Origin of the sequence: Streptomyces sp. NPDC046805, from assembly GCF_040645355.1 — a bacterium.
Taxonomy (GTDB): Bacteria; Actinomycetota; Actinomycetes; order Streptomycetales; family Streptomycetaceae; genus Streptomyces.
Genome location: NZ_JBEYYC010000022.1, coordinates 1 through 18,440, shown reverse-complemented (window position 1 = coordinate 18,440; position 18,440 = coordinate 1). Strand labels below are relative to the sequence as shown.

Below are 18,440 nucleotides of genomic sequence, written 5' to 3'. Positions count from 1 at the left end.
GCCTCATGCGTGGACTGATCGGGCCCTTCGCGGCCGCCGTGGCCGTCGTGTCGTGTCTCGGCGCCACCCCCGCCCCGGCGCCGGTACCCGCGCCCCTGACGCTCATGGTCGCCCACAGCGACATCATGGGCCCGCTCTACACGGACCCCGACGGGCACACCGTCTACCGCAACGACATCGAGGGAGGCATGGGCACCGTCGCCTGCCTCGGCGCCTGCACGGAGACCCGCAAGCCGCTGCTCGCCCGCCCCGGCACCGCCCTGCGGCTGCCGCCGGGACTCGCGGGGACGCTCGGCACGGTCACCCGTCCCGACGGCAGCGGCGAGCAGGTGACGTACGACGGCTTCCCGCTGTACACGTTCACCGGCGACATCCAGCCCGCCGACACCGAGGGCGTGGACCTGCTCTGGCACGTCATCCCCCCGCAGAGCGAGCGGGTCATGCTCCGCGGCTGATCCGGTACCGCTCACCGCCGCCGGGCGTGGCGCGAGCCGGGGCGGGAGCGCGCCGCCCGCAGCAGCGCCCGCAGCAGGGCGGCGGACACGACCCGGCCGGCCGCCGGGAGCGGCCACAGCCGCCCGTGCCGGGTCTCGCGCGCTCGTCCGACCTCGGTGCGGGCCGAGACGGTCCAGGTCATCCGGGAGGTGACCTGGACGCCGGCGCCCCTGCGGCCTACTCCTGCTCGTCCCATGCCTGGATCATGATCTGGTTGGTGATCTTCCCGTCGCGCAGCATGATCATCGACTCCGTGAGGACCCGTGTGCCGTCCGGGTACTGGCAGGACTCGCTGTACGCGGCGCGGTCGCCCTCCACGATGCACTGGTTCAACTTGTGCGTCATGTCGCGGCTGTAGACGTCGTTCAGCATCTGGCCGATCTCGTCACGGCCGTGCAGGATCTTGGGATGGCTGGGTTGGGTGACGTGGTCGACGATCTGTATCTCCGCGTCGTCGTTGTACAGCGACAGAAGGTTCTCCGCCGTGTCGCCTTCGATGCCCTGGCGCAGGATCTCGATGTCGAAGTCGGTGCCTGAAGCGCTGCCCATGGGTGACCTCCTTCGAGGGCACGCGGCCCGCTGAGACGCGGACCGCAAGGGACCCCTTCTTTCGAGGCTCCCCCGGTCCGGCGGCCCAGGCAAACGCAGCGGGGTCGCTCCGCCTGACGAGTGAGCGCGACCGGCCGCCCGTGTCCGCCCGGGGCCCGGCGCCGTTGCTGAGGGCATGATCTCAACACGACGTATCGTCGCCGCCGTCGGCCTCGCCGCGGGTGTCACGGGCCTCGCCGCGCCGCTGGCGAGCGCGGCCCCCGCGGCCGCACAGGACACCGGGAAGATCAGTCCCCTCGCCACGCTCGACTCGCTCGCCGCCGGTGAGATCCCCGCGGAACACCGGCACGAGGTCCCTCGGGTCTCCGACCAACTGCGGGGGCTCCACCGCCTGCAGGAGCTGCGGCAGTTGCACCAGGTGACCGACCTGGCCGCTCCCGTGACCGGGCTGCTGCCCGCCGTCCAGACCTGAGCACGGCGCGACGTTTCTGCTGCGAGGGCCGTCCGGCGACCGGGCGGCCCTCGTTCGTGCCTCGCCACGCCGCCACGGATACGGACGGCGACGTTGCCGGGTGATGTTACCGATCGGTCACACGTAGGGTCGGAAAGCAGGTACATCGAGGAAGGGGCCAGGCCATGGCGCAGGAAGTACGCGGCGTTATCGCACCGGGCAAGGACCAGCCCGTGCGGGTCGAGACGATCGTCGTGCCGGATCCGGGGCCCGGAGAGGCCGTCGTACGCGTCGAGGCGTGCGGCGTCTGCCACACCGATCTGCACTACAAACAGGGGGGCATCACCGACGAGTTCCCCTTCCTGCTCGGCCACGAGGCCGCCGGCGTCGTGGAGTCGGTCGGCGAGGGCGTCACCGACGTCGCGCCCGGCGACTTCGTGATCCTCAACTGGCGTGCCGTGTGCGGGAACTGCCGGGCCTGCAGGCGCGGGCGCCCCTGGTACTGCTTCAACACGCACAACGCCCAGCAGAAGATGACCCTGACCGACGGCACCGAACTCACCCCGGCCCTCGGTATCGGCGCCTTCGCCGAGAAGACCCTGGTCGCCGCCGGGCAGTGCACCAAGGTCGACCCCGCCGCGTCGCCTGCCGTCGCCGGCCTCCTCGGCTGCGGTGTGATGGCAGGCCTCGGCGCGGCGATCAACACCGGGAACGTCGGCCGCGGCGACACGGTCGCGGTCATCGGCTGCGGCGGCGTCGGTGACGCGGCCATCGCCGGGGCTCAGCTGGCCGGGGCCGCGAAGATCATCGCCGTCGACATCGACGACCGGAAGCTGGAGACCGCCCGGACGATGGGCGCCACCCACACCGTCAACTCCAGGGAGACCGACCCCGTCGAGGCCATCCGCGAGCTGACCGACGGCTTCGGCGCCGACGTCGTGATCGACGCGGTCGGCCGCCCGGAGACGTACAAGCAGGCCTTCTACGCCCGCGACCTGGCCGGCACGGTCGTCCTCGTCGGCGTGCCGACCCCCGAGATGCAGCTCGACATCCCGCTCCTGGACGTCTTCGCCCGTGGCGGCGCCGTCAAGCCCTCCTGGTACGGCGACTGTCTGCCCTCCCGCGACTTCCCCATGCTGATCGACCTGCATCTGCAAGGGCGCCTGGACCTGGGGGCGTTCGTGACCGAGACCATCGACATCAACGAGGTGGAGAAGGCGTTCGAGCGCATGGAACGCGGCGACGTCCTGCGGTCGGTGGTGGTGCTGTGATGACCACGCGCATCGAACGTCTCGTCACCTCCGGGCAGTTCACGCTCGACGGCGGCACCTGGGACGTGGACAACAACGTGTGGATCGTCGGCGACGAACGCGATGTCATCGTGATCGACGCCCCCCACGACGCCGACGCCATCGCCGAGGCCGTCGGCGACCGCCGGCTCAAGGCGATCGTGTGCACCCACGCCCACAACGACCACGTCGACGCCGCGGTCGCCCTCGCCGACCGCACCGGCGCCCCGATCTGGCTGCACCCGGACGACCTGCCGCTGTGGAAGATGACCCACCCGAACCGGGAGCCCGACGAGCATCTCGCCGACGGCCAGGTCATCGAGGCGGCCGGAGCGGACCTGACGGTGCTCCACACCCCCGGTCACACGCCCGGCTCGGTCTGCCTCCACGACCCCGGCCTCGGCATCGTGTTCACCGGCGACACCCTCTTCAAGGGCGGCCCCGGCGCCACCGGCCGCTCCTACTCCCACTTCCCGACGATCATCGACTCCATCCGCGACCGCCTGCTCATCCTCCCGCCCGAGACGAAGGTGCTCACCGGCCACGGCGATTCCACGACCATCGGCGCCGAGGCCCCGCACCTGGACGAGTGGATCGCGCGCGGTCACTGAGATCGAGCGCGGTCACTGAGGCGGTGCGGTCCGTGGCCTGGGAGGGGGCGTCAACCGTGACGCCCCCTCCCCATGTGATCGTCGCCGCCGTACTGTCGCCCCCATGACCGATCTCAAGCGCTTCGAAGGGCATGGAGTTCTCGTCACGGGCGCGGCCCGTGGGATCGGTGCGGCCGTCGCGCGGCGGCTCGCCGAGGAGGGCGGACGGGTGCTGGTGACCGACCGGGACCTGCCCGAGGCGGAGCAGGCCGCGGCCGCGCTGCGTGAACAGGGCCTGGCGGTACGGGCGTTCGGCTGCGATGTCGCCGACCGGGCTTCCGTGGAGGCGGCCGTCGCGCACGCCGTCGACGTCCTCGGCTCGCTGGACGTGCTCGTCAACAGCGCGGCCAGCTGCACTCCCGACGCCGCCCTCTTCGAGGACGGGCCGGACGAGGCATGGGCGCGCGACCTCGACGTCACCCTGACCGGTGCCTACCGCTGCTGCCGCGCCGCCCTGCCGCATCTAGTCGCCTCCGGCCGGGGTGCCGTCGTCTCCGTGGGCTCCGTCAACGCCCTGCAGGACTTCGGCAACCACGCCTACAGCGCCGCGAAGGCCGGACTGGGCTCGCTGACCCGCACCCTCGCCGGGCACGCGGCCGCCCGCGGAGTGCGGGCGAACCTGGTGGTGCCGGGCACGGTCCGGACCTCGGCCTGGGAGGGGCGCGACGCCGCACTCGACGCGCTGCGCCCGCTCTACCCGCTCGGCCGCGTCGGCGAGCCCGAGGACATCGCCGCCGCCGTCGCCTTCCTCGCCTCCCGCGACGCCGCGTGGATCACCGGCACCACCCTTCACGTCGACGGCGGACTCACCGCCGTACACACGGGATTCCGTACGGCGCTGCGCGGTGTCCCTGCAACCGATGCCCCCTGACGCGTGTCTCACAGGACGACAGGGATACCAGGAGGAGGGTCCGTGATGGGGGACATACGCAGACGGGGCGTCGCCGCCCTCGGCGTCGCAGGGCTGGTGGCGCCGCTCACGCTCGCACTCGGCACGGCACCGGCGCAGGCCGCGAGCTGCACCACGCAGACGGGGCCGTACCAGAGGCAGGTGGAGAAGTTCCTCGGCCGGCCGGTCGACGGCAAGCAGTCGTCCGCCGACTGCAAGGCCATCCAGGCCTTCCAGAACAAGCACGGCATCACGCCCGCCATCGGCTACGCCGGTCCTGTCACCTGGGGCGTGATGGACCTCATGAACAAGCAGAAGGCCGTCGGGACCAACCCCAACAAGGACGGCAAGTGCCCGGTGAACAAGGGCCGTATCGCCTGCGTCAACCTCACGCTCCAGCTGAGCTGGATCCAGGACGGCGGCAAGCTGGTCTACGGTCCGGTGCCCGTGCGCACCGGACGTGACGGGTACGAGACCCGCACCGGCCTGAAGAAGATCTACTGGCGGGACATCGACCACGTCTCGAGCGTGTACCACGTGCCCATGCCCTACAGCCAGTTCTTCGACGGCGGCCAGGCCTTCCACTCGGTGGGCCTCAGCATGTGGAACCCGCCGGGCTCGCACGGCTGCGTCAACATGACCACCACGGACGCCAAGAAGTACTGGTCGCTGCTGGTGAAGGGCGACGACGTCTTCGTGTACGGCCGCAAGCCGGGCACCTGACGGCACCCGGCCCGCCGCGCCGGTACGTCAAGTCCGAGGCGGGTCCCCGAAGTCCGGGACCGGCAGCCGTGTCCCGCCCTGCCGCGCGGACTCGTGCGCGACGATGCCCGGCAGGGTGTAGCGGGCGGCGACCCAGGCGTTCACCGGCGGCAGCGTGCCCGTGGCGACCGCGGTCACGAAGTCGTCCGCCAGGAAGTGGTGGCTGCCCTCGTGCCCGTTGGGCAGATGGTCGAACTCCCGCGGCAGCCGGGAGCGGTCGTGCACCGGTGCCGAACCGGAGGTGAACGCCGCCCGCAGCTCGGGCGCGACGTGCCGCAACGAGGGGTCGTCCGGAGACATCGTGGGCCTCGGCTCCAGCAGCTCGCTGATGTCCTTCACGCCGCTCTTGTCCTGCCACAGGGCGACCGTGGCGAGCTGCTCCATGCTGGCCTCCGTGCCGAAGAACCGGAAGCGGGACTCGCGGATGTGCGAGGGGTAGCCGACCCGCCGGAACTCGTTCGTACGGAACGATCCGCCGCCCGCCACCTCGAACAGCGCGGTCGCGTTGGAGACGTCGTTGTCGAACAGGCTGACCGACCGGTCGAAGACGCCGTCGTCCCGCTCGTCCACGACCCCGATCGCCGACACGCTCACCGCATGTGTCTGCCAGGCGCCCAGCACACCGCCCACCGAATGCGTCGGGTACAGCAGCGGGGGATAGCTGGCGGTCGCCTTCCAGCTCTCGCCGCCGCTGTAGCGGTACGCGTCGTAGAAGCCGAGGTCCATGTCGTGGACGTAGTCGCCCTCGGCGTAGAAGAGCCGGCCGAAGGCGCCGTCGGCGATCCGGTTGCGGGCGTGGACCGTGGCCGGGTTGTACTGGCTGGTCTCGCCCATCATGTACGTCAGTCCGGTCGCCTCGACCGTGTCGATGATCGACGCGATCTCCTCGGTGCTGATCGCCATGGGCACCGCGGAGTACACGTGCTTGCCCGCGTTCAGCCCCTGCAGGACCAGGGGACCGTGGGTCCAGCGCTGGGTGAAGACGGCGACCGCGTCGACCGCGTCCGACTCCAGCATCGCCTCGTACGACGGGAAGGTGCCGGCGAGAGCCTGGGCGGCGGCGAGCCGCTCGGCCCGCTCGGGCAGCAGGTCGGTGACATGGATGTCACCGACGCCGGGATGGGCCTGGAACAGCGCGGCGAACTGGCCGGAGAACTGACCGGCGCCGACGATGCCGAGCGAGAACGTCATGAGGATGAACTCCCTGTGATCCCGGGCGGATTGACGGTAATCCCCGAGGCATGGACGTGATGAGCAACACGGTCCGAAATGCCTCGGATGTCGATACTTGCTCACGCGGCCTTCACGTCGGTCGGCATATGCTTCACAGCATGTCCACCACTGTTGCAGCCGCCCCCGAGCGATCGGCCGCGGAGGTCAACGAGGAGATCCGCGCCCTGTGGATCCGGTCGGGCGGGACACTGAGCGTCGAGCAGCGCGAGGAGTACCAGCGGCTCGTCATGGAGTGGGCCGCCGCGGTCCCGCAGTCCTCGAAGGCGGCCTGAGCGCCACCTCCCTCCTGAGGCGTGTGGGGATCAGCCCCACATCGCCGAGTAATGACGCCGATACGCCTTGCGGTCCCGCTCCGCGCGAATGTAGCGCGTCGCGGCCAGGGCGATCAGGCTGCCCGCGACGACCAGAAGACCCGGGCCGGTGTTCCGGCCGTCGGTGAGGCGGGACAGCAGGGTCGCGCCCTGCGTGGTCCCGGAGACCGGAGCCGACGACCCCGGCGAGGCCGCGCCCGGCGCGAGCGCGCCCTGCGCCGCCGAAGCCGACGGCGCGGGGGAGGGGCTCTGGGCCCCGCCCGCGCCGCCCGCCTTCTGCGGGGACACGATCAGCCGGACGCCGAGCGCGGACAGCGCCTTCGTCACCGGCTGGAAGAACGTCGTACCGCCCTTCTTGCAGTCGCCGTTGCCACCCGACGTCACGCCGAGCGCCACGCCCTCGGAGAACAACGGGCCGCCGCTGTCGCCCGGTTCGGCGCACACGTTCGTCTGGATGAGGCCGGTCACCGTGCCCTCGGGATAGTTCACGGTCACGTCGAGCCCGGTCACCTGTCCGTCGTGCAGCCCGCTGGTGCTGCCGCTGCGGAACACCCGCTGCCCGACCGTCGCATCGGCCGCGCCGGTGATCCGCACCCCCTTGCCGCCGCCGACCGCGATCACGTCGGCGCCCGGACCGGCCTTCCCCGACGCGTACCGGATGAGCGAGAAGTCGCTGCCGGGGAAGTCGGAGTCGACCGTCGTGCCCAGCTGCTGGTTGCCCTGGCCGCCGGCGAACCAGATGGAGTCGGCGGGCCCGCAGTGCCCGGCGGTGAGGATGAAGTCCCGTTGCCCGTTGGTGACGTTGAAGCCCGCCGAGCAGCGTCCGTTGGTCGAGAGGATCGGCTGCGCCCCGTTGAGGCGCGGGGTGAAGGTGCCGTTCGTGCGCTCCATGCGCACGAAGTCTCCGATGTCCGCGGCCACTTGGGACATCCGGGACCAGTCGACGGCCGAGACGGTCCGGTCGGCCTGCACCACGACCCGGTTGGTCCGGTAGTCCACCGCCCATGCGGTCCCCGCGACGCGTGGCGCCGAACGCAGCGTGGCCGCAGCCGACTTGAGCTCGTTCATGCTGTGCGGCACGACCTTGGCCTCGGCCCCGGCCTCCCGTACCGTCGCCGCGGCCTGCTGGTCGGTCACCGCGACGACCGGGTGCCCGTCGGCCGCGATCCAGCTGCCCGCCGTACGGCCGGTGCCGAGGCGGCCCACCAGCGCGGCGCCGGGGCCGGGCCGGTGGGCCGAACCGAGCGGGGCGGCGGACGCGGGGGCGGTACCGGGTGGCTCGCTCGCCATGGCGTGCGTGACCATGGTGCCTCCCAGGAGGAGTCCGCCGACCGCCGCCAGCTGTGTCGCCCGCCGGACAACCCGTCGTCGTGCGTGCCTCATGCATGGCTCCCGAACCCGATCGCGCGGCGTCGACACCGCGGAGGCGTCAGGTGGTTGAGCGCCCCTGAGTCCATACGTGACGCGGCGCGACCGCGTTCACCGCGGCGGTGATCCGCTCAGGGCTTGCGCGCCACCGCGCCGAACATGGCGACCTCGTCCGGTACGGCCCCGTCGCTGTCGTCTTCCTCCGGGCGCCAGCGCGAGCAGGACACCACCCCCGGCTCCAGCAGCTCCAGGCCGTCGAAGAAGCGGGCGACGTCGGCGGGGGTGCGCTGGGTCAGCTTCGGGGTGCCGTTCTCGTTCCAGAACGCGACCGCCTCGTCCACGTCCGGCATCGCCGGGCTGGTGATGGTGTGCGACAGCACGAGATGGCTGCCGGACGGCAGCTTGTCGACCAGCCGTCGCACCAGCCCGTACGGGTCCTCGTCGTCGCCGATGAAGATGACCACGCCGAGCAGCATCAGCGCGACCGGCTTGCCGAAGTCCAGGGTCTTCGCGGCGTGTTCGATGATCGCGTCGACGTCGCGCAGGTCCGCGTCGAGATAGTCCGTACGGCCCTCGGGCGTGCTGGTGAGCAGGGCGCGCGCATGGGTGAGGACGAGCGGGTCGTTGTCGACGTACACGATCCGGGCGTCCGGGGTGACGCTCTGGGCGACCTCGTGCGTGTTGTCGGCCGTCGGCAGCCCGGTGCCGATGTCGAGGAACTGGCGGATGCCGACGTCGCCGGCCAGGTGGCGCACGGCCCGCCCGAGGAACAGCCGGTCTGCCCGGGCGTAGTCGCCGATGCCCGGGTGCAGTTGGCGGATCTGGTCGCCGGCCGCGCGGTCGACCTCGTAGTTGTCCCGGCCGCCGAGCCAGTAGTTCCAGATCCGGGCCGTGTGCGGCTGGCTGGTGTCGATGCGGTAGCGCGGCGACTCGGCGACGTCCTGCGGGGATACCGATTTGTCGGTCACGGGGCGGCTCCTTGGGACCTGAGGAGTGGTACCGGGTTCAACGTGCAATCTAGACGCCCGAGTTGATCTGCGCCGCTCGTCCGGGACTTTCCGTGTACGACGGGACCGGACGGCCGGAATCCGAACCTCCGTGCCAGGGCCGCGGGGCGCGGCTGCCATCATGGGCCGATGCGCGTGCTGATGCCGGTCCCCGACCGGGACTTCGACGTGACCGAGGTGGCCGTCCCGTGGCGGCTGCTCACCGACGCGGGGCACGAGGTCGTCTTCGCCACCGAGGACGCCGGGACCCGTGCCGCGGCGGACCCGCGGCTGCTCACCGGCGTGCTGTTCGGGCGGCTGGGCGCGGCGGGCGAACCCAGGCGGTTCTACGAACAGCTCCGCGCCGCACCGGAGTTCGCCGCCACGGCCGCCTGGCGGGACCTGGACGTCGCCGACTTCGACGGCCTGCTGCTGCCGGGCGGGCACGCGCCGGGCATGCGGCAGTACCTCGGCTCGGCCGAACTGCGCCGCCAGGTGGCCCGGTTCTGGACGCTCGGCCGGCCGGTCGGCGCGATCTGCCACGGCGTGCTCGTCCTGGCCCGGACCGAGGACCCGGCGACCGGCCGCAGCGTCCTGGCCGGCCGCCGCACCACCTGCCTGCCCAAGTACATGGAGCGCTCCGCCTATCTGACCACGGCCTGGCGCCTCGGCCGCTACTACCGCACCTATCCCGCGTACGTCGAGGACGAGGTGCGTTCCGCCCTCACCGGAGCCGACGGGCGGTTCGAGCGCGGGCCCCGGGTGCTCACCCGGCGCGGCACCGCAGAGGACGACACCCATGCGTTCGTCGTCGAGGACGGCACCTATCTGTCGGCGCGCTGGCCCGGCGACGCGTACCTCTTCGCCCGCCGCTACCTGGCTCTCCTCGGGCAGCGGACGCCCTCCTAGACTGCCGCGCATGAACGAGATGACGTCGGCCCGGCTCGGCGCGGGCAAGTACCTTCTGGTCAGCAGCTACCGCAAGGACGGCACTGCGGTCCCGACTCCGGTCTGGGTGGTGCGAGACGGGGACACGCTCGGTGTCTGGACGGCCGCCGACTCGTGGAAGGTCAAGCGGATCCGCCGCCGCGCGGACGTCGTCGTCGGGCCGTGCGACCTGCGCGGCCGCCCGACCGGCGACCAGGTCCCGGCCACTGCCGAGATCTGCGACGCCGCGACCACCGCCCGCTATCGCGACCTCATCGCCCGCAAGTACGGCATCACGGGCCGCCTCACCCTCCTCGGCAGCCGTCTGCGCCGCGGCCTGGACGGCACGGTGGGAATCCGGGTGACGCTCACGCCCTGAGGGGTCGCGGCACCGCTGACGACTCAACGTCGGGTCAATTCAGTTCAGTTCAGCTCAGTGCGGCTCAGGTCCAGGCCCGCAGCGTGTCGTCGAGCAACTGGAAGACCGGCTCGCCCCGCACCGGGTCCTTGGCCGTGGACAGCCGGACCCGGTCCCCGCTGTTGATGCCGACGGGCGGGCCCATGACACGGCCTCGTACGACGAAGCCCTCGGCCATTTCGACCATGGACACGTTGCGCGCGGCGGGGGTGTTGCGGTGCACGATCGTGGTGTGGCGGACCGTGCCCGTGCCCTCGCTGCGCTCCGTGCGCAGATCGCTGCCCTGGCAGACCGGACACAGCAGCCGGTGGTACATCGCGGTGCCGCACCAGGTGCAGCGCTGGAACAGGATGGCGTCCTTCGAGTCCGCGAACCGGGCTTCGAGGACGCTCGTCGCGGTGCCGCCCGCCGGCTGCGCGGCGCTTCCTGAGTGGTGGTACACCTGGTCAACTCCCTGCGCTCGGCCGGAATCCCACGTGCCGACGTCAGCCGCGCACGCATGTGCGCGGTTCACCGTGCACCGTGCACGCCGACAGCGTATGGCACTCAGTGCCACCCGTGAAGGTACTCCGTACCATCGGATGTGAGAGGTGTGGCACCCCGTGCAATCCGGAGGCTCACCGTGCCGGCATCCGGGCGGCGCCTCGCGCCGGACCCCGGCGGGTGCCGCGCGCCGCGTCTGACCGTCTCAGCGTCCGGTGCGGTGGCCGGCCAGGGCCTCGCTCACCGCCCGGACGCTGCGCGCGATGTGCTGGAGCTGCCTCACCTCGGCCGCGTAGAGCTTGATCGTGTGCTCGATGACCGACTCGGGCATGCCCAGCGGCGGGAGTTCGGCCCGCGCGGTCTGCAGGGCCGTCCGCGCCACCCGGATCTCCTGCTGGACCTGGAGCTGCGCGTGCCGGGCGAGCAGCACGGGGTGGCGGATCAGTGCCGGGTAGCTGGCGTAGCGGGCCGGTACCAGCTCGCGCAACCATCTGGCCGCCGAGCGCTCCCAGTCGTAACTGCCGGGCGTCTTCACCTGGCAGGGCCAGTCCGGGCTGATGCGCGTGGGCGTCACGGTCATGATCATCGCTTCCGGTGTGCGGCGTCGTGAGGGGTGGTCCGACAGGGGGGCGGCCCCGGTCTAGGGGATGACCGGGGCCGCCACGGGCGATTCGCGCAGGCGAGGCCCGACCGAACACCCCCGGACGCCGCGCGGGTAGGGGACGGCGACTGGGGACGACTGAAGTATTTATATATGCCGTCCGCTTTTCAAGACGCATGAAAACATTCATGCCTGGAATGCGCTGGTTGATCGAATGATCCCATTGCAGGGGCGGCCGGTCCGTCCGGAAATCGGTCGGTCTTCAGGCGGGAACGGTCAGTCCTTGAGGAAGAACTGGTGCTGCTCGGCGACCTGTTCGTACTCCTCGAGCCGCGCCTGGGTGCGCTCGGGGTCGGCGTCGGTCATGGCCTGCAGCAGCGCGGCCGACAGCACGCCGGGCGCGGCGTAGGAGTCGAAGACCAGCCGGGATCCGGTGCCGGTGGCGAAGGTGACGTCGGCCTCGTCGGCCAGCGGCCCGAGCGCCAGGTCGGTCACCAGGGCGACCCGCAGCCCCGCACCGCGCGCGACCCGGATCGCGGTGAGCGTCTCCTGTGCGTGCCGCGGCATCCCGAACGCCAGCACCCAGGTGCCGCCCGCCTCACGGGACTGCAGCAGCGCGTCGTAGGCCACGCTGCCGCCCCTGGTCACCAGGCGTACGTCGGGGTGGATGCGGCGGGCGGCATAGGCGAAGTACTCCGCCAGAGACACGGAGATGCGCAGTCCGAGCACCGTCAGCGGGGCCGACCGGGACAGTTCGCGGCCGATGCGGATCACGCGGTCGGGGTCGGCGAGGTCGCGCCGCAGGTTCTCCAGGTTCGCGATCTCGGCGTCGACGGCCGCCTGCAACTCGTTGCTGCGGTTCTCCTCGGCGTCCCCCGGGCCACCGGCCAGCGCGCTCAGTGCGATCGCCTGGAGCCGCTCGCGCAGCGCCGGGTAACCGCTGAAGCCGACCGCGGCGGCGAACCGTGTCACCGACGGCTGGCTCACGCCGACGCGGTCGGCGAGATCGGTGATCGACAAGAACGCTGCCTCGGTGATGTGCTCGATGAGGTACTGGGCGATGCGGCGCTGGCCCGGGGACAGCCGTGGTCCGTCGAAGAGTTCCCGCAGCCGGGAGGTCGGTGCGGCTTCCGTCTCCGGCACGGTCCTGCCCGAGCTGATCGCCGATGCCTGCGCCCGTGCCTGCTGCGGAGAGGGCACCGGTGCGCGTCCTTTGTCTCCCACGAGGACTCAACATAGCTCACCGACCCGGTGACCAGGGGCTTGTGCCGGACAGCCGGTGGCTCGGCCGTTCCCGCGGCAGGCCGGCGCTCAGCGCCGGTAGATCGTGATCGAATGACCGACGTCGTCGATCGGGCGGCTGCTGTCGATCAGAGCGGCCAGTTGTCCGCGCGCCTTGGCGGCCGCCGAGTCCGACACCACCAGCAGGCCGTGCACGTCGTCCACCGGCGCCTCGCGCGGATCGGGGGCGTGAATGCCGTAGTACGACGGCACGCCACTGCCCTTGTAGACGAGCCAGATCCGCTCACCCCGGTACCGCGACCCGAGACGGTCGGCGAGCCGGCCCAGGTCCTGGCCCCAGTCCACGTTGGAGTCGTGCAGCACCCGATGGGTCCCGGCCGGGCCGCCGAACGCCTCGTTGGAGTACGGCAGGTAGTACGGGAACGCCCGCAGCGAACCGACCGCCACCCACAGCACCACCACCCCCGCCGCCCAGCGAGCCCAGGGCGCCCCTCGCCACCGCCCGGCCACCACAGCGGCCGCCGCGACCGCCAGGAACATCGGCGCGAACACCGCGTACCGCGTGCCGAAGTCCCGCGCCCCGGTCATCGCCACCGCCAGCAGCACCGCGGGCGGCAGCAGCAGGTACGGTGCGGCGGGCCGCAGCCGTCGTACTGCCACCACCGCGACGGACCCGGCCGCCCCCAGCGCGAGCAAGCCCAGCGGCGTCTTCACCAGCAGGGCGGCCGGGAGGTAGTACCAGAGCGAGCCCGTGTAGACGCGCCCGAACAGATAGCCCTGCCATGGGTAGTTTTCCAGGCCGAACTGCACCCGCATCCCGTCCCGGTACGCCCGCGGGAACGGCAGCAGATCGACCAGGCGCCCCCGCAGCCCGTGCACGACGGGCACCTGCTCGGTCGGCGTGAACCGCAGTCGCGGGTCGACCGCGAGATACGCCGCCCAGACGACCGTCACCGCGACGACCGCCACGACCGCCGCCCCCGCGAGCGCCGGCAGCAGGGTCCTGCGGCGGTCGCCGCCGTGGTCGCCCCGCCCCTCCGGACCCCGCGCGTGCCACACGGACAGCACGGCCAGCAGCATCAGCACCGGCACCGCGGGAAGCGCGCTCATCTTCGTCGCCACGGCGGCTCCGAGCGCCGCTCCGGCGAGCGGGAGGTACGTCCGGGGCCGGTGCCGCGCCCGCCACACCAGCCATGTCGACGTCAGCACGAACCCGGCCGCCGGGACGTCCAGCGTGGCCAGCGAGCCGTGCGCGATGACGTCGGGGGAGAGGGCGTACAGGGCGAGCGCCGCCAACCCGCCCGCCGTACCCGTGACTTCATGCGCGAAGGCGAGCACCACCAGCCCGAACAGCAGCGTCAGCACGATCATCGGCAGCCGGGCCCACAGCATCAGGCGCCACGGGTCGTTGCCGGACTCGTACAGCAGATGCCGTCCCGCCCGTCCCTGGTCGCCGGTGAACGACGCGTCGTAGTGCGGGTCGGCGAGCGCCACCCCGGCCATGATGACGAGTTTGCCGAGCGGCGGGTGCTCGGGGTTGTGGAGCAGGCGGTGGGTGCGCAGGTAGTCGGCGGCCGAGGCCACGTACACCGGTTCGTCGATGGTCGGCGTCTGCCGTACGGCCGTGGTCACCATCGCCACGGCCATCTGCGCGAGCAGCAGCGTCACGAGCAGCGGCACGAGCCACGCGCGCCTGCGGCGCAGAGCGGTGCACGCGATGTCCAGGCGCGAGCGGGCCGCGGCCGTCGCGCCGGTGCGGCTCGGCGCCGTCCCCTCGCTGTCGTGGACGCCGGGCGGGAGCCGTTCGAGGACCGAGCGTCGTGCGCGCGCCATCATCCGCCCTGCGGCGAGCCGTACCGGCAGACCCTCTGCCGTACACACCGGTACGGCAGAGGGCGCGCCGGCGTTCACCGCACCGCGCCCGACCGCCTCGGCCGGCACGGTGCCGGCAGTGCGCTCGCCGGGACGAGCAGGTCGGCCCGCTCCCGGGTGGGCGCGATCAGGTCCGCGTTGCGCTGGTCGGTGCCCCGCACCCAGGCCACCGCCGTGTCGTGGTCCTTGCCGAACTCCTCGTGCCGGGCGACGAGTCGGCGGATCCGCTCCTGCTCGTCGATCTCGCAGAACCACACCTCGTCCAGCCGCGACCGCACCAGCGGCCACGAACCCGTCCCCAGCAGAAGGTAGTTGCCCTCCGTCACCACGAGCCGGATCTCCGGCGGCACCGGAATGACCCCCGCGAGTGGCTGCTCCAGCACCCGCTCGAAGCCCGGTGCGTAGACGGTGTGGCCGTCCGCCTCCTCGCGCAGCCGCCGCAGCAGCGCCGCGTACCCCGCCGCGTCGAAGGTGTCGGGCGCGCCCTTGCGCCCCCGGCGGCCCAGCCGGTCCAGCTCGACGTCGGCGAGGTGGAAACCGTCCATGGGGACGTGCGCGGCCCAGGGCTCGCCCGGGCCGTTCAGCTCGCCGACCAGCCGCTCGGCCAGCGTCGTCTTGCCCGCGCCGGGGCTGCCGGCGATCCCCAGGATCGCCCGGCGCCCGCCCGTGGCGAGGTCGCGGGCACGGGCCAGGAGGTCGTCGAAGGTCAGCGGCACACAGGAAAGTGTGGCACTCGCGGACTCGGTGCCGTGTGCCGGTGGCGGAGGGCGCTCACGCCGACCCGCCCGTGAGCAGCACCAGCAGGTCGCGCGTCGCGTCGGCGGCGCCCAGGGCCGGGAGCGCGCCCAGCGCGAGGACGGCCAGGGCCGCCGACCGCAGGTGCGCGGGCGGGCTCGTCTGCAGCGCGGCGATCCGGCGGGTGACGGCGCGGTCCATGAAGTTCAGGGCGCACACGCGCCGGGCGCCGCCCGTGGTGAGCGCGGCGCGGGCCAGCGCACGCGCGGTCGTCCCCCGGTCCCCGACCTCGTCGGCGGCCTGCTCGTCCGCCCCGCGTTCCGCGAGGAAGGCCACGGCGTCGCGCACCGGGCCCAGCAGCGGGTTGGCCGCGACGGCCAGCGTGGCCGCACTCACCAGGGCGCCGTGCCGGTACGTCAGATGGGCGCGCTCATGGGCGAGCAGCACCCGGCGCTCGGCCGGCCGCAGCGCGCCCAGCATGGCGGACGTGACCAGGATCCGGCCCGGCCTGCCCGGAATCGCGAAGGCCTGCGGCACGTCGGACGCGGCGACGATGAGCTCGGTGTCCGCCGGATGCCCCTGGCACAGCCGCCGCAGCGCACGCCGGGTGCCCCGTTCGGCCCGCACCACCCGGTACACGCGGTAGACGACGACCGCCAGGGCCACGCTCGCCGCGATCCCGACGACCTCCGGAACGGGGACGGCGCGCGGGTGCCCGTCCTCCTGCGCCTCCCGGACCAGCGGCGGCGCGGCGCCGACCAGCGTGGCCGCCAGCAGCAGAAGCGACCAGGTGGTGGCCACCGCGGTCGCCACGGCGGCCGAGGCCAGCACACGGGTGGCCGGCCCCGGGGCCATCCGTCGGCCCATCACCGGGCTGACCAGGGGGAGCAGCAGGGACACCAGCAGCGGTGTGTAGACGTCGAACCTCATACGCCGCCCCCGCCCAGCAGGTGGCGCAGCGCCCGCTCCTCCTCGGGGCTCAGACCCGACACGAACTGCTGCAGGGCGGCGATCGGGTCCGGGCCGCGGTCCAGGGCCTCGTGCATCGCCTCGGCGGTCAGCTCGGCCGCGTTCTTCACGGGCCGGTACGCGCCGCGCCGCCCGTCGGCGTCCCGGAGCACGAGCCCCTTGTCGTACAGCCGCTTGAGAATGGTGTGCACCGTGTTGTAGGCGAGGCCGCCGCCGATGTCCGCCTGTATCTCGGCCGGTGTCAGCGGTCGCTCGGTGGCCCACAGGGTGGCCAGCACCTCGCTCTCCAGCTCCCCGGCGCTGCGCCGCTCCGCCCTGCCGCGGGACCCCGTGCCAGCCATGCCTCCAACCTTACAGCGCGTAGGGCGGCGGGCGGCCGGTGGTAACCGCACTTCTGGACTCCCGGGCCGCCCGATCTCCGCGCTGCATACCCGCCCGATACGGGGTAATCTGACCGCGTTTTTCCTGAATCCCGCCCTCGAAGCCGCGGACCGGGCCGAAGGGCACCGAAGCGGATCGGACCGGATCGGACCGCGGGGCACCAGAAGCCCTACGGCCCGTAGGGGACGGAAACCCTACGGGCCGTAGGGGAGAAGGGGCGGATGATGGCCGGCCATGCGATCACTCTGCTGACCAGGACACGGCGCGACCGACCGGGGCACGCGTCCCGCGGCGCCCGGCGTGCCCGCGCCGTCGGCCCGCTCGCCGCCGTGGCGGTCGCCTTCACCGTCGCCCAACTCGTCCTCGTACGCCCCGGAATGGGCCTCGGCTGGGACGAGACCGTGTATGTCAGCCAGATCAGCCCGCAGGCACCGGCGGCCTTTTTCAGCGCACCCCGCGCCCGCGGCATCTCGCTGCTCGTCGCGCCGGTCACCGCCTGGTCGACGTCCACGCCACTGCTGCGGGTCTACCTGGCCGTGCTGTCCGGACTCGCCCTCTTCCTCGCGCTGCGCGCCTGGCGGGGCCTGTTCCCGCCGCGCGTCCTGGCCCTGGCGGGCGCCCTGTTCGCCTCCCTCTGGGTGACGCTCTTCTACGGCCCGCAAGTCATGCCCAACTACTGGGTCGCCGTGGGCGCGTTGACCGCAGTCGGCTGCTTCCTGCGCGTCCGTGGACCCGGCTCCGGCCGCCGCCGCGACCGGGCCGCTCTGTGGGGGCTGGCCGGGAGCGGAGCGCTGATGGCGTGGACGCGGCCAACCGACGCGGTCTGGGCGAGCCTCCCGCTGCTCGCCCTCGCGCTGTACCGCCGCCACTGGACCCCGCTCGCCGCGCTTCTCGCCGGACTGGCGGCCGGGGCCGTCGAGTGGGTGGTCGAGGCGTACGTCAGCTACGGCGGCCTCGCGCGGCGGCTGGCCGTCGGCTCCGCGATCCAGGGCGGACTCGGCGCGCACTTCGCGGTCCCCTACGTGCTGCGCAGCCTGGAGGGACGGACCCTGTGCCGGCCGTGCACCGGACCGCTGCCCGACCCGGTGGTCTTCGCCTGGTGGCTCGTGCTGCCCGTGCTCGCCGCGGTCGGTCTGGTGCTCGCGGTCCGAGCCGGGCGCACGACGGCCACCCTCCTCCCCCTGGCGTGCGGGCTGACGGCGGCCTTCCCCTACCTGTTCATGATCGGATACGCGGCACCCCGCTTCCTGCTGCCCGCCTACGCCCTGCTCGCCCTCCCCGTCGCGGACGCGCTGGTCCACCTCGTGACCGGGGCCGGGCGTGCCTGGCGGCCAGTGGCCGTGACCCTGGTGGCCCTCGGGCTCGCCGCCCACGCGGCGGTACAGCTCGCCGTCCTGGACCGTACGGTCGGCCGCACCACGGCCGCCCACCGGGGGTGGGCGCGCACCGCCGCCGAACTGCACCGCCTCGGCGTGCGCCCGCCCTGCCTGCTCACCGGGCATGAGGCCATCCCGATCGCGTTCTACGCCGGCTGCTCCTCGGGGGCGACCTCGGGCAGCAACGCCAACACGACCCGGGCGGCCATCGAGCGGACCGCACGCAGCGAGCCCGTCGCCACACTCGTCGGCGAGGGGGACCGCACGCCTGCGTACGCCCGCGACTGGCCGTCCACCCTCTTCGACGGACTCCGGCTCTACCACGCGAGGCCGGGAACGACCCCCTGAACTCCCTGCTGAACCGTTCCTAGAGACTGAGCGGGAGTGAGTCCTGCTGCCAGGACTCGTGCTCAGTCGTGTGCCCCGAACGGTGTTGGGCACGCTGGTCTCCCG

At 72.6% G+C, this 18,440-nt stretch carries 22 protein-coding genes; 10 read left to right on the top strand and 12 right to left on the bottom strand.

Annotated elements, in window-relative coordinates; genetic code table 11:
• The first annotated feature begins 5 nt into the window (after positions 1 to 5).
• The gene (locus tag ABZ910_RS23115) at positions 6 to 455 is read left to right on the top strand and encodes a hypothetical protein (protein WP_361368194.1); all 450 of its coding nucleotides are present in this window, start codon (positions 6 to 8) and stop codon (positions 453 to 455) included.
• An 11-nt stretch (positions 456 to 466) separates the two neighbouring features.
• Here the strand turns inward: ABZ910_RS23115 and ABZ910_RS23110 are convergent, their stop codons facing one another.
• Positions 467 to 691, bottom strand: a complete 225-nt coding sequence (locus ABZ910_RS23110) for a hypothetical protein (RefSeq protein ID WP_361368191.1) — start codon at positions 689 to 691, stop codon at positions 467 to 469.
• The gene (locus ABZ910_RS23105; protein WP_361368188.1) at positions 673 to 1,044 is read right to left on the bottom strand and encodes a nuclear transport factor 2 family protein; all 372 of its coding nucleotides are present in this window, start codon (positions 1,042 to 1,044) and stop codon (positions 673 to 675) included. Before ABZ910_RS23105 ends, ABZ910_RS23110 begins: the two co-directional genes overlap by 19 nt.
• 175 nt (positions 1,045 to 1,219) lie before the next feature.
• Here ABZ910_RS23105 and ABZ910_RS23100 point away from each other — a divergent pair, with 175 nt between their 5' ends.
• The 5 genes from ABZ910_RS23100 to ABZ910_RS23080 all read left to right on the top strand — a co-directional run bounded on the left by ABZ910_RS23100 (position 1,220) and on the right by ABZ910_RS23080 (position 5,046).
• Complete coding sequence (locus tag ABZ910_RS23100) at positions 1,220 to 1,516, top strand: hypothetical protein (RefSeq protein ID WP_361368186.1); 297 nt, start codon at positions 1,220 to 1,222, stop codon at positions 1,514 to 1,516.
• A 164-nt stretch (positions 1,517 to 1,680) separates the two neighbouring features.
• Positions 1,681 to 2,766 (top strand): S-(hydroxymethyl)mycothiol dehydrogenase, encoded by a 1,086-nt coding sequence (locus ABZ910_RS23095; protein ID WP_361368183.1) that lies wholly within the window; start codon positions 1,681 to 1,683, stop codon positions 2,764 to 2,766.
• The gene (locus tag ABZ910_RS23090) at positions 2,766 to 3,395 is read left to right on the top strand and encodes an MBL fold metallo-hydrolase (protein ID WP_361368180.1); all 630 of its coding nucleotides are present in this window, start codon (positions 2,766 to 2,768) and stop codon (positions 3,393 to 3,395) included. The genes ABZ910_RS23095 and ABZ910_RS23090 overlap by 1 nt, the downstream gene beginning before the upstream one ends.
• A 103-nt stretch (positions 3,396 to 3,498) precedes the next feature.
• Positions 3,499 to 4,305: an SDR family NAD(P)-dependent oxidoreductase gene (locus tag ABZ910_RS23085; protein WP_361368178.1), complete on the top strand. Its 807-nt coding sequence runs from the start codon at positions 3,499 to 3,501 to the stop codon at positions 4,303 to 4,305.
• Positions 4,306 to 4,350: 45 nt separating this feature from the next.
• A complete protein-coding gene (locus ABZ910_RS23080) occupies positions 4,351 to 5,046 on the top strand; it encodes a L,D-transpeptidase family protein (protein WP_361368175.1) in 696 nt (231 codons plus the stop codon).
• 27 nt (positions 5,047 to 5,073) lie between these two features.
• Here ABZ910_RS23080 and ABZ910_RS23075 read toward each other — a convergent pair whose 3' ends face one another.
• Positions 5,074 to 6,276, bottom strand: a complete 1,203-nt coding sequence (locus ABZ910_RS23075) for a Gfo/Idh/MocA family oxidoreductase (RefSeq protein WP_361368172.1) — start codon at positions 6,274 to 6,276, stop codon at positions 5,074 to 5,076.
• Between the two features lie 128 nt (positions 6,277 to 6,404).
• On the opposite strand from ABZ910_RS23075, the gene ABZ910_RS23070 reads away from it, so the two are divergent.
• Positions 6,405 to 6,590 carry a hypothetical protein gene (locus ABZ910_RS23070; protein WP_361368169.1) on the top strand — a complete coding sequence of 62 codons (186 nt, stop codon included), beginning with the start codon at positions 6,405 to 6,407 and terminating at the stop codon, positions 6,588 to 6,590.
• Positions 6,591 to 6,620: 30 nt separating this feature from the next.
• Here the strand turns inward: ABZ910_RS23070 and ABZ910_RS23065 are convergent, their stop codons facing one another.
• Both ABZ910_RS23065 and ABZ910_RS23060 read right to left on the bottom strand, forming a co-directional pair.
• Positions 6,621 to 8,012, bottom strand: a complete 1,392-nt coding sequence (locus ABZ910_RS23065) for a S1 family peptidase (protein WP_361368166.1) — start codon at positions 8,010 to 8,012, stop codon at positions 6,621 to 6,623.
• Between the two features lie 116 nt (positions 8,013 to 8,128).
• Positions 8,129 to 8,965, bottom strand: coding sequence for an SAM-dependent methyltransferase (locus ABZ910_RS23060; protein ID WP_361368163.1), 837 nt, complete (start codon positions 8,963 to 8,965; stop codon positions 8,129 to 8,131).
• A 168-nt stretch (positions 8,966 to 9,133) separates the two neighbouring features.
• On the opposite strand from ABZ910_RS23060, the gene ABZ910_RS23055 reads away from it, so the two are divergent.
• The gene (locus ABZ910_RS23055) at positions 9,134 to 9,892 is read left to right on the top strand and encodes a type 1 glutamine amidotransferase domain-containing protein (RefSeq protein ID WP_361368161.1); all 759 of its coding nucleotides are present in this window, start codon (positions 9,134 to 9,136) and stop codon (positions 9,890 to 9,892) included.
• Between the two features lie 10 nt (positions 9,893 to 9,902).
• Positions 9,903 to 10,289 carry a PPOX class F420-dependent oxidoreductase gene (locus tag ABZ910_RS23050; protein WP_361368158.1) on the top strand — a complete coding sequence of 129 codons (387 nt, stop codon included), beginning with the start codon at positions 9,903 to 9,905 and terminating at the stop codon, positions 10,287 to 10,289.
• 64 nt (positions 10,290 to 10,353) lie between these two features.
• Here ABZ910_RS23050 and ABZ910_RS23045 read toward each other — a convergent pair whose 3' ends face one another.
• The 7 genes from ABZ910_RS23045 to ABZ910_RS23015 all read right to left on the bottom strand — a co-directional run bounded on the left by ABZ910_RS23045 (position 10,354) and on the right by ABZ910_RS23015 (position 16,571).
• Complete coding sequence (locus ABZ910_RS23045) at positions 10,354 to 10,770, bottom strand: zinc ribbon domain-containing protein (protein WP_361368155.1); 417 nt, start codon at positions 10,768 to 10,770, stop codon at positions 10,354 to 10,356.
• Between the two features lie 246 nt (positions 10,771 to 11,016).
• Entirely contained in the window at positions 11,017 to 11,397 is a 381-nt protein-coding gene (locus ABZ910_RS23040; RefSeq protein ID WP_361368152.1) for a hypothetical protein, read from the bottom strand.
• A gap of 291 nt (positions 11,398 to 11,688) precedes the next feature.
• On the bottom strand, positions 11,689 to 12,612 hold the full coding sequence (locus ABZ910_RS23035) for a MurR/RpiR family transcriptional regulator (protein ID WP_361368149.1): 924 nt from the start codon (positions 12,610 to 12,612) through the stop codon (positions 11,689 to 11,691).
• A 111-nt stretch (positions 12,613 to 12,723) separates the two neighbouring features.
• Entirely contained in the window at positions 12,724 to 14,301 is a 1,578-nt protein-coding gene (locus ABZ910_RS23030; protein WP_361368482.1) for a phospholipid carrier-dependent glycosyltransferase, read from the bottom strand.
• A gap of 260 nt (positions 14,302 to 14,561) precedes the next feature.
• Positions 14,562 to 15,242 (bottom strand): nucleoside/nucleotide kinase family protein, encoded by a 681-nt coding sequence (locus ABZ910_RS23025; protein WP_361368147.1) that lies wholly within the window; start codon positions 15,240 to 15,242, stop codon positions 14,562 to 14,564.
• A 55-nt stretch (positions 15,243 to 15,297) separates the two neighbouring features.
• The gene (locus tag ABZ910_RS23020) at positions 15,298 to 16,191 is read right to left on the bottom strand and encodes a M56 family metallopeptidase (protein ID WP_361368144.1); all 894 of its coding nucleotides are present in this window, start codon (positions 16,189 to 16,191) and stop codon (positions 15,298 to 15,300) included.
• Positions 16,188 to 16,571 (bottom strand): BlaI/MecI/CopY family transcriptional regulator, encoded by a 384-nt coding sequence (locus tag ABZ910_RS23015; protein WP_361368141.1) that lies wholly within the window; start codon positions 16,569 to 16,571, stop codon positions 16,188 to 16,190. Before ABZ910_RS23015 ends, ABZ910_RS23020 begins: the two co-directional genes overlap by 4 nt.
• 417 nt (positions 16,572 to 16,988) lie before the next feature.
• Between ABZ910_RS23015 and ABZ910_RS23010 the strand changes: the two genes are divergently transcribed.
• Positions 16,989 to 18,335, top strand: coding sequence for a hypothetical protein (locus ABZ910_RS23010; RefSeq protein ID WP_361368479.1), 1,347 nt, complete (start codon positions 16,989 to 16,991; stop codon positions 18,333 to 18,335).
• Positions 18,336 to 18,440 lie beyond the last annotated feature (105 nt).